General features: G+C 70.0%; 15 protein-coding genes. 10 read left to right on the forward strand and 5 right to left on the reverse strand.

Features of this window, described 5'->3' with window-relative positions; translation table 11 throughout:
* Positions 1-14 precede the first annotated feature (14 nt).
* From AB0J78_RS04465 to AB0J78_RS04475, 3 genes are read left to right on the forward strand one after another with little or no spacing between them, the layout of a single operon-like run.
* Entirely contained in the window at positions 15-1,454 is a 1,440-nt protein-coding gene (locus AB0J78_RS04465) for a form I ribulose bisphosphate carboxylase large subunit (protein ID WP_363786880.1), read from the forward strand.
* Positions 1,455-1,465: 11 nt separating this feature from the next.
* Positions 1,466-1,888, forward strand: coding sequence for a ribulose bisphosphate carboxylase small subunit (locus AB0J78_RS04470; protein ID WP_363786882.1), 423 nt, complete (start codon positions 1,466-1,468; stop codon positions 1,886-1,888).
* Positions 1,885-2,811, forward strand: a complete 927-nt coding sequence (locus AB0J78_RS04475; RefSeq protein ID WP_363786884.1) for an AAA family ATPase — start codon at positions 1,885-1,887, stop codon at positions 2,809-2,811. Before AB0J78_RS04470 ends, AB0J78_RS04475 begins: the two co-directional genes overlap by 4 nt.
* Before the next feature lie 111 nt (positions 2,812-2,922).
* Here the strand turns inward: AB0J78_RS04475 and AB0J78_RS04480 are convergent, their stop codons facing one another.
* The 4 genes from AB0J78_RS04480 to AB0J78_RS04495 form a co-directional block, all read right to left on the reverse strand.
* On the reverse strand, positions 2,923-4,119 hold the full coding sequence (locus AB0J78_RS04480) for a GAF domain-containing sensor histidine kinase (protein WP_363786886.1): 1,197 nt from the start codon (positions 4,117-4,119) through the stop codon (positions 2,923-2,925).
* Positions 4,116-4,781 carry a response regulator transcription factor gene (locus AB0J78_RS04485; RefSeq protein ID WP_363786888.1) on the reverse strand — a complete coding sequence of 222 codons (666 nt, stop codon included), beginning with the start codon at positions 4,779-4,781 and terminating at the stop codon, positions 4,116-4,118. Before AB0J78_RS04485 ends, AB0J78_RS04480 begins: the two co-directional genes overlap by 4 nt.
* Before the next feature lie 51 nt (positions 4,782-4,832).
* Positions 4,833-5,744, reverse strand: a complete 912-nt coding sequence (locus AB0J78_RS04490; protein ID WP_363786891.1) for a LysR family transcriptional regulator — start codon at positions 5,742-5,744, stop codon at positions 4,833-4,835.
* A gap of 76 nt (positions 5,745-5,820) precedes the next feature.
* Positions 5,821-6,765, reverse strand: a complete 945-nt coding sequence (locus AB0J78_RS04495) for a phosphoribulokinase (protein ID WP_363786893.1) — start codon at positions 6,763-6,765, stop codon at positions 5,821-5,823.
* Between the two features lie 370 nt (positions 6,766-7,135).
* Between AB0J78_RS04495 and AB0J78_RS04500 the strand changes: the two genes are divergently transcribed.
* The 7 genes from AB0J78_RS04500 (at position 7,136) to AB0J78_RS04530 (ending at position 13,049) form a co-directional block, all read left to right on the forward strand.
* Positions 7,136-8,557: a LytTR family transcriptional regulator DNA-binding domain-containing protein gene (locus tag AB0J78_RS04500; RefSeq protein ID WP_363786895.1), complete on the forward strand. Its 1,422-nt coding sequence runs from the start codon at positions 7,136-7,138 to the stop codon at positions 8,555-8,557.
* Between the two features lie 177 nt (positions 8,558-8,734).
* Positions 8,735-8,809, forward strand: a complete 75-nt coding sequence (pqqA, locus tag AB0J78_RS04505; protein WP_132679065.1) for a pyrroloquinoline quinone precursor peptide PqqA — start codon at positions 8,735-8,737, stop codon at positions 8,807-8,809.
* Between the two features lie 5 nt (positions 8,810-8,814).
* Positions 8,815-9,708 carry a pyrroloquinoline quinone biosynthesis protein PqqB gene (gene pqqB / locus AB0J78_RS04510; RefSeq protein ID WP_363786897.1) on the forward strand — a complete coding sequence of 298 codons (894 nt, stop codon included), beginning with the start codon at positions 8,815-8,817 and terminating at the stop codon, positions 9,706-9,708.
* A complete protein-coding gene (gene pqqC, locus AB0J78_RS04515) occupies positions 9,705-10,397 on the forward strand; it encodes a pyrroloquinoline-quinone synthase PqqC (RefSeq protein ID WP_363786899.1) in 693 nt (230 codons plus the stop codon). Before pqqB ends, pqqC begins: the two co-directional genes overlap by 4 nt.
* Positions 10,397-10,663, forward strand: a complete 267-nt coding sequence (pqqD, locus tag AB0J78_RS04520) for a pyrroloquinoline quinone biosynthesis peptide chaperone PqqD (protein ID WP_363786901.1) — start codon at positions 10,397-10,399, stop codon at positions 10,661-10,663. The genes pqqC and pqqD overlap by 1 nt, the downstream gene beginning before the upstream one ends.
* Positions 10,660-11,754: a pyrroloquinoline quinone biosynthesis protein PqqE gene (gene pqqE / locus AB0J78_RS04525; protein ID WP_363786903.1), complete on the forward strand. Its 1,095-nt coding sequence runs from the start codon at positions 10,660-10,662 to the stop codon at positions 11,752-11,754. Before pqqD ends, pqqE begins: the two co-directional genes overlap by 4 nt.
* A 203-nt stretch (positions 11,755-11,957) precedes the next feature.
* A complete protein-coding gene (locus AB0J78_RS04530; RefSeq protein WP_363786905.1) occupies positions 11,958-13,049 on the forward strand; it encodes an S-(hydroxymethyl)mycothiol dehydrogenase in 1,092 nt (363 codons plus the stop codon).
* Positions 13,050-13,126: 77 nt separating this feature from the next.
* Here AB0J78_RS04530 and AB0J78_RS04535 read toward each other — a convergent pair whose 3' ends face one another.
* Complete coding sequence (locus AB0J78_RS04535; protein ID WP_363786907.1) at positions 13,127-13,459, reverse strand: bifunctional 3-phenylpropionate/cinnamic acid dioxygenase ferredoxin subunit; 333 nt, start codon at positions 13,457-13,459, stop codon at positions 13,127-13,129.
* Between the last annotated feature and the right edge of the window lie 455 nt (positions 13,460-13,914).

The following is a 13,914-nucleotide window of genomic DNA, read 5'->3' on the forward strand; positions in this document are numbered from 1 at the left end:
TCCGGGGAGGACGCATGGCAGCCGAGAACGAGCGTTGGGGCGCAGGGGTCATCCCCTACGCCGAGATGGGGTACTGGCAGCCCGACTACGAGCCCAAACCCAGTGACGTGCTCGCCGCGTTCCGGGTGACCCCGCAGGACGGGGTGCCGCCGGAGGAGGCCGGTGCCGCGGTGGCGGGGGAGTCGTCGACGGCGACCTGGACCGTGGTGTGGACCGACCGGCTCACGACCTACGAGCACTACCAGGGCAAGTGCTACCGGGTCGATCCGGTTCCCGGGCAGCCCGGACAGCACATCGCCTACATCGCCTACGACCTCGACCTGTTCGAGGAGGGCTCGATCGCGAACCTGACGTCGTCGATCATCGGCAACGTCTTCGGGTTCAAGGCGCTCAAAGCGCTGCGGCTGGAGGACATGCGGATCCCGCCGCACTACGCCAAGACCTTCCAGGGACCCGCGCACGGCATCGTGATGGAGCGCGAGTACCTGAACAAGTACGGGCGCCCGCTGCTGGGCGCGACCGTGAAGCCCAAGCTGGGGTTGTCCGCGCGCAACTACGGGCGGGTGGTGTTCGAGGCGTTGCGGGGTGGTCTCGACTTCACCAAGGACGACGAGAACATCAACTCCCAGCCGTTCATGCGCTGGCGGGACCGGTTCCTGTTCTGCATGGAGGGCGTCCACCGCGCCCAGGCCGAAACCGGTGAGATCAAGGGCCATTACCTCAACGTCACCGCTGCGACGATGGAGGACATGTACGAGCGGGCGGAGTTCGCCAAGGAGCTCGGCAGCGTCGTGGTGATGATCGACCTGACGGTCGGCTACACCGCGATCCAGTCGATGGCCAAGTGGGCTCGGGCCAACGGCGTCCTGCTGCACCTGCACCGAGCCGGGCACTCCACCTACACGCGGCAGAAGAACCACGGCGTGAGCTTCCGGGTCATCGCCAAGTGGATGCGGCTGGCCGGGGTCGACCACATCCACGCCGGAACGGTGGTCGGCAAGCTCGAAGGAGACCCGAACTCGGTCGCCGGGTTCTACGACGTGCTGCGGGTCAACAAGGCCGACCCGGACCCGGCCAAGGGCCTGTACTTCGAGCAGGACTGGGCGTCGATGCCGGGCGTCATGCCCGTCGCCTCCGGCGGCATCCACGCGGGCCAGATGCACCAGCTGCTCGATCACCTGGGCGAGGACGTGGTGCTGCAGTTCGGCGGCGGCACGATCGGGCACCCGATGGGCATCGCCGCGGGCGCCACCGCCAACCGGGTCGCGCTGGAGGCGATGATCAAGGCGCGCAACGAGGGCCGGGACTTCCTCGCCGAGGGACCGGACATCCTGCGCAAGGCGGCCCGGCACAGCCGCGAGCTCGACACCGCGCTGGCCCTGTGGGGTGACGTGAGCTTCGACTACGACTCCACCGACACCCCGGACGTCATCGACACCCCGACGCTGGTGTGAGGAGACCGGACATGCGCATCACCCAGGGAACCTTCTCCTACCTCCCGGAGCTCACCGACCACGAGATCCGGGCGCAGGCGCAGTACGCGCTGGACAACGGATGGCCGCTGTCGGTGGAGTTCACCGACGACCCGCACCCCCGCAACAACTACTGGGACATGTGGGGTCTGCCGATGTTCGACCTGGTCGACGCGGCCGGCGTGCTCTACGAGGTCAACGAGTGCCGTCGGGCGTACCCGCAGCACTACATCCGGGTCAACGCCTACGACGCCTCGCTGGGCAGGCAGACCACGGCGCTGACGTTCCTGGTCAACCGCCCCTCCGAGGAGCCGGGATTCCGGCTCGACCGGCAGGAGGCGGCGGACCGGCGGCTGCGCTACAGCACCCACGCCTACGCGCTGGACCGCCCGAAGGGCGAGCGGTACTCGTCGTGAGCACCGCGACGAGGCCGGGTTTCGGCATGCGGCCCGGCGAAACCGAGACGGAGGCAGGGGAAACCGCCCTCGCGCGAACCGAACGCGTGGATCTCGCGGCGGAGCGGGACGCGGCGGGCATCGACGAGCTGATGGCCTCGCTGGACGCGGAGCTGGTGGGCCTGCACGAGGTCAAGACCCGCATCCGCGAGGTGGCGTCGCTGCTGCTGGTGGATCGCGTGCGGCAGCGGTTCGGGGTGAGCTCGACGCGCCCGAACCTGCACATGTGCTTCACCGGCAACCCCGGCACCGGCAAGACGACCGTGGCGATGCGGATGGCCGGTCTGCTGCACCGCATCGGCTACCTCGAACGCGGACACCTGGTCGCCGTCACCCGCGACGACCTCGTCGGCCAGTACGTGGGCCACACCGCGCCGAAGACCAAGGAGGTGCTCAAGCGGGCGATGGGCGGAGTGCTGTTCATCGACGAGGCCTACTACCTCTACCGCGCCGAGAACGAACGCGACTACGGCCAGGAGTCCATCGAGATCCTGCTGCAGGTCATGGAGAACCAGCGCGAGGACGTCGTGGTGATCCTGGCCGGCTACGGCGACCGGATGGCGGAGTTCTTCCGCTCGAACCCGGGCATGAGCTCGCGAGTGGCCCACCACGTCGAGTTCGGCGACTACGACCTCGACGAGCTGAGATCCATCGCCGAGCTGATGTCCGAACAGGACGGTTACCGGCTCGGCGGAGAAGCGGTCGAGGTACTGCGGGAAATGCTCGACGAGCAGCGGGCCCAACCCCGCTTCGCCAACGCCAGGACGGTCCGGAACATGTTGGAACGAGCCAGGTTGCGGCACGCGAGCCGCATCGTGGACACCCGCGACGACTGCGGCCTGGACGATCTCGTCCGCCTCGAACCCGTGGACTTCAAGCCCTAGGAAATTTTGAGAACGCGGCGAAGGCCGCTATTTCAGGTGTGGGACTCAGCCTGCACCGCCGCAGGTTCTGCTACTGGCACCGCCAAGCAACGCAATTCCTGCCCAAGAGCCCTAGGCCGAATCCTGGTGGGGCGGGACGGTCAGCGTGAGGGTGGTGCCTGAGCCCGGGGTGCTGCGCACGTCGAGCGTGCCGCCGAGCAGGCGCGCGCGTTCGCGCAGGCCGGGCAGGCCGTGGCCAGTCGGGCCGGAGGTCGCGCGCAGCGTCGCCGGGTCGAACCCCACGCCGTCGTCGCTGACCTCCAGCACCACCCCGGCGGGCGTCGTGCTCAGCCGGATCACCGCGGTACCGGCCTGCGCGTGCTTCTGGACGTTCTGCAACGCCTCCTGGGCGCTGCGGTAGAGGGCGCTCTCCAGGAACTCCGGGACGTCGCAGACCCCGGCGTCGACGTGGACGTGCAGGTCGGCGATCCCGCGCGCGAGGCTCTGCAGGCTCGCCGTCAACCCCAGGTCGTCGAGCACCGGAGGGCGCAGGCCCGCGATCGCGTAGCGGGTCTCGTCCAGCGCCGCCCCGGCCAGGTCCTGCGCGGTGGCGATCTGCTGCTCGGCCCGCGCGGCGTCGTTGCCGACCAGGTCGCGGGCCGCCGAGAGGTGGAAGAACATGCTCACGATGCGCTGGCTGATGCCGTCGTGGATCTCGCCCGCGAGCCGCCGGCTCTCCGACTCCTGCAGCTGCACCATCCGCTCGGTGAAGCGCTCCAGCGCCTCCTCGCGGTCGGCCAGCCGCCGGTAGAGGCGCGCGTTCTCGATGGCGCCTGCGACCAGGCCGGCCAGGGAGCGCAGCAGCTCGACGTCGTCGCCGAACTCGCGGCGCCGCTTGCTGTGCAGGTTGAGCACGCCCACCAGGTGGCCGAGCCGCGTCAGGATCGGCACCGACACCATCGAGGTGAACTCCTCGCCGTGCAGCTCCGGGATGTACTTGTAGCGCGGGTCGGCCCGCTTGTCCTCCACGATCACCGCGGGCACGCCGTGCTCGGCGACCCAGCCGGCCATGCCCTCGCCGACCGCCAGCTCCACCCGTCCGGCGATCCGGTCGAACGGCGGGGTCGCGCCGCAGAGCCGCAGCCGCTGCCGGTCGTCGTCGAGCAGGTGCACGAAGCACACGTCGGTCGCGGTCATCTCGGTGATGATCGCCGCGACGTTCTGCACGATCTCGTCCAGGTCCAGCCGCGAGGAGATGGTCTCGACGATGCGCAGGAGCAGGTGGGCCTCCTGCTCGGCGTCGGCCATGCCCAGCGAGCTGCGCTTCACCGGTACACCCCTTCGCGCAGCGCGACCGCGATGGCACCGGCCCGGTCGCCGACCTCCAGCTTGCGGTACAGCCCCCGCAGGTGGGTCTTGACGGTCTCCTCGGTGATGAACAGCTTCGTCGCGATCGCCCGGTTCGACATGCCCGCCACCAGCAGCGACAGCACGTCGCTCTCGCGCTGGGTGATGCCCAGGTGCGCGCCGGGCCAGAACTCGCCGTTGCGGATCCGCGCCGCCGATTTCGCCACCCTGCTGGCCAGCGCCGGGTCGATGAGCACCTCGCCCTCGTGGATGCGCGTCAGGTACCCCACGAGTTCCGAACCGCGCACCCTCTTGAGCAGGAAGCCCGACGCGCCCAGCTGCAACGCCTGGTAGAGGTACTGCTCGTCGTCGTAGACGGTCAGGAACACCACCTTGCAGCCCGGTCGGTGCCCCAGGATCTCGCCGCACAGGTCCAGACCGCTGGATCCGCGCAACCGGATGTCGAGCAGCACGGCATCCGGTTCGTGCCGCACGATTTCGGTGACGGCCTGCGCCGGAGTGCCCGCCTCGCCGACGATCCGAACCCGTTCGGAGTGCGGTTCCAGCATCGCCTTGAGGCCGTCGAGCACCATCTGGTGGTCGTCGACGACCACCAGCCGCAACGGCTCCTCGACCTGGCCCATCGGAGAAGAGTACGCAGGCAACCGCATCTCCGGTAGGTGACGAGGTCCTGCTCAGGCCGGGGTGGTGGCGTCGAAGAGTTCGTCCAGGTCCACCCTCCGGGCGGTGTCGACGAACGCCCTCGCGAGGATGGGTTCGGGGTCGCGGTCGTGCAGGACCAGCCCGATCGTCTTGTTGATCTGCGGCTCCGTCAACGGGACCGCGCGCATGCCTTCCGGAACCCCGAAGCGCAGCAGCCACGAGTGGGGCAGCACGGTGGCCCACGGCCCCTCGCGCACGTGCGCGTAGAGCGCGCTGATGGAGTTCGTCTCCACCGCCGGTTGCGGCTTCGCCTGGGCCTGTTCGAACACCGAGTTGAGGATGCGGCGGTTCTGCATGTCCTCCGACAGCAGGCACAGCGGGTGGTCGGCGGCCTCCGCCCAGGTCGCCGATTCGCCGTCGTCGAGGTCCTCCTCGGCCGCCAGGAGAAGGTAGCGCTCGCTGTAGAGCGGAACCGTGCGGACGCCGGTCAGCGGCTCGTTGTCGATGTAGGTCACGCCGACGTCGAGCCCGTACTGCGACAGGCCCCGCTGGATCTCGATCGAGGTCATCGAGCTCACCTGCACCCGCACCCGGGGCTGGTCCTGGCACAGCAGCGAGGTCAGGATCGGAACCACGCACAGCGCCGTCGGGATGCACCCGATCCGCAGCCGCCCGCTGAGCCCTTCCCGCATCGCCCCGACGTCCTCGACCAGCGCGTCCCGCTCGGCGAGGATGCGGTAGGCCCACTTCAGGATCCGCTCGCCCTCTGGGGTGAAGCCGATGAACCGGTTCCCCCGCTGGATGATCTGGACGTGCAGCTCGGCTTCGAGCTTGCGGATCGCTGCGGACATGGCCGGTTGCGAGATGTAGCACGCCTCTGCGGCGCGGGCGAAGTGCTTCTCGCGCGCCAGGGTCGTCAGGTATTCCAGTTGCCGCAGGAGCATGCGCGCGATGCTAATCGTCCGGCCACGGCAACCGGGCACGCACGAGGAGTGGCGCGCGGAGTCCGGGGGCAGATTCTCAGCCCCCGTCTCGGATGAGGTGGTGCAGCAGGATCAGCTGGGCGAGCCGCAGCGGTTCGTTGCGCCTGCCGTCGTCGAGCCTGCCGAGGCAGTCCGGCAGAGGGTCGGGCACGTCGAGGCCTTCCCAGATCGCCTTGGCGACCATCGTGCTCTCCTCGGGAGGGGCGTGGCCGTGGATGTGCAGGGCGTCGACCGGTCGTCCGTCGGTGTCGCGCTTGAGCGCCAGGTGCACGGCCTTGGTGGGCGCCTTCGCCAGGATCTCGGTGAAGTTGGGGTGCCGGATCGTCGGGCGCATCAGGATCGTCGCCGACAGCGGGGTGCCGGGCGGGTCGTCACGTCCCTCGATCGGGGCGAACGAGACGACGATGTCGGCCAGGTCTCGCTGCGGCCGGATGTACCGCGCGGACTCGGGTTCGCGGCGGCCCAGCTCGGCCTTGACCTGCTCGGCCCGGTAACCGCGCTTGGCGGTGTCGCGCTGGATCTTCCACGCGGCCCGCACGTTCTCGGGCGGGCCGAGGTAGACGGTGACGTCGAAGCACGCGCGGGTCAGCTTCGTGTGCAGCGGGAGCAGGCCTTCCACCAGCATGAACTCGTGCGGTTCGACCAGCACCGGCCGGGTCAGCTCACCGGCGGAGTGGTCGTAGACGGGCTTGAGGATGGGACTGCCGGTGGCCAGCAGCCGCAGGTGCTGCTCCATGATCTCCACGTAGTTGCAGTCCGGGTGCAGCGGTGTGAAGGGCAGTTCCCTGCGTTCCCGGCGGTCGTACCGGTGGTAGTCGTCGACGCACATCGAGGTGCTGCGCTGGGTCCCGAGAGCCTCGACGAGACCGCGGGTCAGGGTGGTCTTGCCCGCGGCGCTGTCGCCCGCGATGCCCAGCATCGTGGGGCGGGGGTTCGGTCGCTCGGCTCGGGCGCGGTGGATGCGCAGTTGCTTGTCGGGCACGAGATCTCCCTCCGTCGGCGCTGTCCTCCGGCGCGCTGGGTTCGAGCGGCCTGCCCTCGGCAAGCTGTCCGCTGCTCGGCGGCGAGTCCTCGACGTTACGGAGCGCGCCGGTTCCCGTCCTCCCCCCGGCGGGGGATGCGGGGAGAGGGGAGTGCGGAATCGTGAAAGTTGATGTCCGGCGGGCGGATTCGGCGTCCGAGGAACGCCCGATCGGTGGTTCTCCTCCGCGGTTGACTAGATCAACCGCACTCGCGGTGACTGCTGCAAGTGGATGGCCGTCCTTGCCTCCGAACGTTAACGCCCATTAGCGTGACCGGGGTCACGATCCGCAGGGTCGATGACGGATGCGTCGTGCGACGAGGAGGTCGTGATGGCCGGCTTGGTCCCGCAATTGGGAATCGCGTCGAGCACGCCTGGCGGAGATTCGCTGACCACCGCGTCGAAGGTCACCAGGGCGTGGGAGGCGTTCGCGACCGGGGAGGACATCACCTCCGACGTGCGGCCCGACATCCTCGCCTCCTGGTACCGCTGCCGCGATCAGTACGAAGTGGACCCCGCGCTCGACGCCGCTCCGCCGGCCCCCGGCTACCACGACCAAGGGCCGGACAACGACGTCATCTTCACCCAGCTCGGCGGGCTCGGCGCCCTTGCCGGGCGGGACGTCGAACTCGACGGCGGGGTCGTCGCGGTCACCGACGGCTCCGGGCGCATCCTCGGCACCTGGGGCGACCCGTCGGCCCGCCGCCGCGCGGAGATGTCCAACATGGCTCCCTGGTCGTCCTGGTCCGAGCAGTGCACCGGCACCAACGGGATGGGCACGTCCTTCGAGGTCGCCGGCCCGGTCACGGTCACCGGCGCCGAGCACTGGTGCGAGGGCTTCCACCAGTGGGCGTGCGCGGGCATCGCCATCCGCGACGTGGTGACCGGCTCGGCCATCGCCTCGATCAACATCTCCCGCTGGGGCGCGACGCTCTCCCCGGAGGTGCCGGGGTGGCTGCAGAAGGCCGCGTCCTGCATCGAGCAGGAGATCCACCGCAGAGCCGTCGGCGAGGCCAAGCGGGTGTGCGCGGCCTTCAAGCAGGAGCGCACCGACCACAGCGGCCCGCTGGTCGCCCTCGACCGGGGCGGTCAGGTCGTCGCGGCCAACGACGCCGCCCTGTCCATGCTCCGCCTTCCCACCGACGCGCCGGCCTCGCGCGGCGCGGTCGAACCCGCCGAGCGGTCCAGACCGGACATCGCCGAACTGTCCGATGTGGTGCGCTGGGCGGCGGGACGAGCGGCGCAGGATCCACAGTGGAGCGGATACGCCCAGCTGGGGGTGGCCGGTGACGGCGCCGTTCCCGCGACGCTTCGGCCGATCACGGAGGCCGACCGCGTGGTCGGGATGCTCTGCGCGTTCGGGCTGCAGGAAGGCGAGCCCTATGGCCGCGCCGGCGAGAGTGCGGCCGTGCCCATGCCGCCCCGGGTCATCGGCGTCCGCAACGACCGCCTGGTGCTGCTCGCGCCCTCGGAGGTCCGCTACGCCGAAGCGGACCGCAACACCGTCTGGCTCAGCACCGACCGCGGCCGGATCCTGGCCGCCACCAGGGGTCTGGACCACGTCGACCAGGCGTTGAGCCGCCACGGCTTCCGCCGCGTGCACCGCCGCTTCCTGGTCAACCTCCGCCGGGTCGCCGAGGTCGAACGCGGCACCAAGGGCGAGCTGTTCCTCGTCACCGACCCCCGCGTGCCCGAGATCGTTCCGGTCTCCCGGCGCCACGCCCCGGAGATCCGCCGCCTGCTGGGCGTCTGACCGGCGCGACCGCGCTGCCGGACGACGGGATCGGGCGCAAGCTCGAGGTGCACCGCTCGTCGTCGCGGCCATGCCGTTCGTTGGGAGTTCCGCGCCGCCGGTCGGCGATCGGTTGTCACCGCAGCGACTGATCACTGAGGCTGTGAACTGCTGGAACGCGGAACCGAGGAGGAAATCATGACCTGGGAGACCCCTGAGTACACGGTGATCGACGTCTGCGCCGAAGTCACCGGCTACCACCACCAGCGCTGACGGCCGTGCTCGTCCACTGCCTGGGAGTCGCGGCAGGTGGCGGGTACCCGCAGTGGAACTGCGCGTGCCCCGAATGCCGCGAGGTCCGCACCGCGCCGGAGCGCGCTTCGGCGCACGCGGGCCTCGCGGTCTCCGGCACCGGTGACCGCTGGTTCCTGCTCAACGCGACACCCGACGTTCACCACCAGATCAACGCCGACCCCAGCCTGCACCCCGGCCCCGGGACGCGGGAGACGCCGGTGGCGGGAGTGCTGCTCACCGACGCCGAGTTCGATCACACGATCGGGCTGCTGGTGCTCCGGGAGGGCTCGTCGCTGGAGGTCTTCGGCACGACACCCGTGCTGGCCGCGCTCACCGACCACTTCCCGGTGCGAGACCTGGTCTCCGACTACGCCGACGTGCGGTGGCGGACCGTGCACATCGGCAAGCCGATCGATCTCGACGAACGGCTCCAGGTGACCGCGTTCGCCACCGGGAGCAAACCGCCGCGCTACGTCGGGCACCACGCCGGGCCCGGCGACTGGGAGACCGGCTACGTGCTGCACGACCAGGTGAGCGGTGGAACCGCCGTCTACGCCCCGACCGTGCCAAGCTGGGACGAGCACTTCGCCGAGCAGGTCGCCGACGCCGACTGCGTGTTCGTCGACGGCACGTTCTGGACCGACGACGAGATGTCCCGTCGAGGAACCGGTGATCGGCCCGGCAGGTCCATGGGGCACATGCCCGTCAGCGGCGCGGACGGTTCGGCTCGGCACCTGGCCGCGCTGCCCGCCCGCCGCAAGATCTACGTCCACGTCAACAACACCAATCCCATCCTCGACGAGAGATCAGCCGAGCGAGCAGAACTCGCGGCGCTGGGCATCGAGGTGGGACGTGCGGGTCTGGAGGTCGAACTATGAGGCCCTGGTCGTCGGAGGAGTTCGAGGCGGAGCTGCGCGCGGTCGGCGAGGCGCGCTACCACCACCTGCACCCGTTCAACGAGCGGATGCACGCCGGTGACCTGACCGAGGAGGAGTTCCGCGGCTGGGTGCGAAACCGCTTCTACTACCAGATCAACCTGCCGGTGAAGGACGCCTTCATCCTCACCAAGCTGCCCGGCGCCGAACGCCGGAAGTGGATCAAGCGCATCACCGACCACGACGGCACCCCCGAGGTCGAAGGCGGCATCGAGCGCTGGGTTCGGCTCGGCGAAGCCGTCGGCCTGACCCGCGACGAGCTCTACGACACCCGCACCGTGCTGCCCGGCGTGCGCTTCGCCGTGGACGCCTACGTCGACTTCTGCAGGCAGAAGCCGTGGCTGGAGGCGGTGGCCTCGGCGATGACCGAGCTGTTCGCGCCCGACCTGCTCAGCCGTCGCATCGTCGACGTGCAGAAGCACTACCCGTGGCTGGACGAGCGCGGCCTGGAGTACTTCCGGACCCGGCTGACCCAGCAGCCCGCCGACATCGCGCACCTGCTCGGGCTGGTGCTCGACAACGCCCGGACCCGGGAGCAGCAGGAGGCGTGCGTGCGCGCCCTGGAGTTCAAGTGCGACGTGCTGTGGACCTTGCTCGACGCGGTGCAGCTCGCCCACGGCAAGGTCGAGTGATGGACGCCGGGAGCACACCGCGCCTGGTGCCCAAGGCGATGCTCAAGCGCGACAAGGTCCGCGACGCCGACCTGCTGCTGCTGCCGGAGCGCGTGGTGCGGCTCAACACCTCGGGCGCGGCGATCCTGCGGTTGTGCGACGGGACCCGGACCGTGCGGGAGCTCGTCGACCGGCTGGAGGAGGAGTTCGGCGCCACCGGGCTCATCGACGACGTGCTGACGTTCCTCAACGACGCGCGCGACCAAGGTTGGGTGGTGTCCGGATGACCCCCGCGCCCTACGGGCTGCTGGCCGAGGTGACCCACCAGTGCCCGCTGCACTGCCTGTACTGCTCCAACCCGCTGGAACTGCGCCAGCGCGACGAGGAGATCGGCACCGAGGACTGGCTCCGGGTGATCCGGGAGGCCGCCGACCTCGGGGTGGTGCAGGTGCACTTCTCCGGCGGTGAGCCGCTGGTGCGCGGTGACCTCGCCGAGCTGATCGCCGAGGCGCGCGGCTGCGAGCTCTACACCAACCTGATCACCAGCGGTCTCGGCTTCACCGAGGAACGGGCGAAGTCGCTGGTCGCGGCCGGGCTCAACAGCGTGCAGCTGAGCATCCAGGGCGACACCGCCGAGGCGAGCGAACTCGTGGCCGCCACCAAGCGCTTCGACAAGAAGCGCGAGGCCGCGCGGATCATCGTCGACTCCGGGCTGCCGCTGAACATGAACGTCGTGCTGCACCGGCTCAACCTCGACCGGCTCGACTCCATCATCGACGTCTGCGAGTCGTGGGGAGCCGAACGGCTCGAACTGGCCAACACCCAGTACTACGGCTGGGGGCTGCGCAACCGGGACCTGCTGCTGCCCAGCCGCGAACAGCTCGCCGCGGCGGAGAAGGTCTACCAGCGGCGCAAGGCCGAGCTCGCCGGCCGGATGGAACTGCTGTGGATCCTGCCGGACTACTACGAGCTCTACCCGAAGCCGTGCATGGGCGGCTGGGCGCGCACCGCGCTGACCGTGGCGCCGGACGGCTCGGTGTACCCGTGCCCGGTCGCCGCCGACATCGACACCCTCGACTTCCCGTCGGTGATGGCGCACCCGCTCGACTGGATCTGGGCGAAATCGCCCGCGTTCCAGGCATATCGGGGAACCGACTGGATGCCGGAGCCGTGCCGCAGCTGCTCCCGCAAGGAGATCGACTTCGGCGGCTGCCGGTGCCAGGCGTTCGCGCTGACCGGTGATGCCTCGCGCACCGACCCGGTGTGCACGTACTCGCCGGACCACCACCTCGTGCAGGACGCGGTGGACCGCGCCAACGAGACACCCGCCTCGGCGCCCGAACCGGTCTACCGCCGCCCGCGCGCGGCCGCGGAGTGACCGCGTTTCGTCACCGGAATCCCGCCGTTCGTGCCTGATCATCCACCGCCGGTACCGGATTCGTTGTCCACTCCGGAACCGGCGCGCGAGGGTGGTCGGAACGGACCGGTCCCGACTCGGCGTGCCGGGTCGGGCCACGCCGGTGGCGGTGCGAGGCGTCCCCGACCGCTTTCGCCGCCACCGGCGACCTTCTCGCCGAGAGGATGCAGCAGATGATCAAGTCGCGCGCGGTGATCGCACGGGGGAAGGGCGAACCGGTCGAGGTGGTGCGGATCGACCTGCCCGAACCCGGACCCGGCGAGGTGCTGGTGCGGGTGCAGGCCTGCGGTGTCTGCCACACCGACCTGCACTACCGGGAAGGCGGCATCAACGACGACTTCCCGTTCCTGCTCGGCCACGAGGCCGCCGGTGTCGTCGAAGCGGTGGGTCCCGGTGTGTCGGACGTGTCCGAGAACGACTTCGTGGTGCTGAACTGGCGCGCGGTGTGCGGCCAGTGCCGCGCCTGCTCGCGCGGGAAGCCCTGGTACTGCTTCGACACCAACAACGCCGAGCAGCCGATGCGGCTGGAGGACGGCACCGAGCTGTCCCCGGCGCTGGGGATCGGGGCGTTCAGCGAGCGCACGCTCGTCCACGCCGGTCAGTGCACGCGCGTCGACCCGGCCGCGCGGCCGGTCGTGGTCTCGCTGCTCGGGTGCGGTGTCATGGCCGGCATCGGCGCGGCGATCAACACGGGAGGCGTGACGCGCGGCGATTCGGTGGCCGTGATCGGCTGCGGCGGGGTCGGGGACGGCTCGATCGCCGGAGCGGCGCTGGCCGGCGCGGAGAAGATCATCGCCGTGGACCGGGACCCGAAGAAGCTCGCCTGGGCCGAGGAGTTCGGAGCCACCCACACCGTCAACGCCGCCGAGACCGACGCGGTCGCCGCCATCCGGTCGCTCACCGGCGGCAACGGTGCGGACGTCGTCATCGACGCCGTCGGCCGGGCGGAGACCTTCGAGCAGGCGTTCTACGCCCGCGATCTGGCGGGCACGGCGGTGCTGGTGGGCGTGCCGAGCCCGGAGGTGGAGATCAAGCTCCCGCTGCTGGACGTCTTCGGGCGAGGAGGCGCGGTGAAGTCCTCCTGGTACGGCGACTGCCTGCCCAGCCGCGACTTCCCGATGCTCACCAACCTCCACCAGCAGGGCCGCCTGCCCCTCGACAAGTTCGTCACCGAGGAGATCACCCTCGACGAGGTCGAGGACGCCTTCACCAAGATGGAACGAGGGGAAGTCCTGCGCTCCGTGGTGGTCTTCTGAGACGGGCTCTCGAACCGCGTGCGAGCGCGTCGCCGCACCGCCATGCAAAGACGAGTTCAGGAACGGTTTCCGGGGCGTCACAGCGGGCGGCCTATGTCGACGTGGACCACCACCTCGTCCCCTGAGATCTCGACCTCGTGGGTGCGCAGGGGTTCGGTGGCCGGAGGGCAGAGGGGTTCTCCGCTGCGGACGTCGAAGCGGGACAGGTGCACCGGGCACTCCAGCGACGTGCCGTCGAAGTGGCCTTCGCTGAGGACCGCCCAGGCGTGCGAGCACACGTCGTCGATCGCGTAGAGCCGCCCGGCGACGTTGAACACCACGACCGGCGGGAGCGTGTTGAGCCGTCGCACGGTTCCGGGCGGGAACTCGTGCAGTCGGCACACTCGGACTCGATGCGTGGCCGGGGGCATCGACTCCACTCCTTCCGCCGGAGCTCCGGTGGCGCCGGCGCTCGCACCGGCCCCGCTGACGACGGTGCCGCAAGGCCCTCGACCGGGATGCGGTGAGGCCCTTGCGGCACTCGCTGCTGTTCGAGCCGCGTGGTGGGAGCGGAGGCTCAGTCCTCGTCGGCGCGGTGCAGGTATCCGGTGACCTCGGCGCAGACGTCGATCACGGTGTATTCAGGGGTTTCCCACGTCATCGCATTCTCCTCACGTTCGTCTCGGCCGGTTGCGGTTTCCGGCCGCAGCGGGAGCCGGGTGGGTCGGGCGACAATTCCCGAATTCCGCGCTGGAATTTCAAGTTAGGCGCACTCGTGACACCTGGGCAAGCCGGGCGGGACGAGTGCGCGACGAGCTCGCACGAGCGGTAGAGGAGCGAAGACCAGCGGCGCTGCCTGCGGCGCCGGAAAAGACGATCTTGAGCT

The organism is Saccharopolyspora sp. NPDC049426 (assembly GCF_040676935.1).
In the GTDB taxonomy this organism is placed as follows: domain Bacteria; phylum Actinomycetota; class Actinomycetes; order Mycobacteriales; family Pseudonocardiaceae; genus Saccharopolyspora.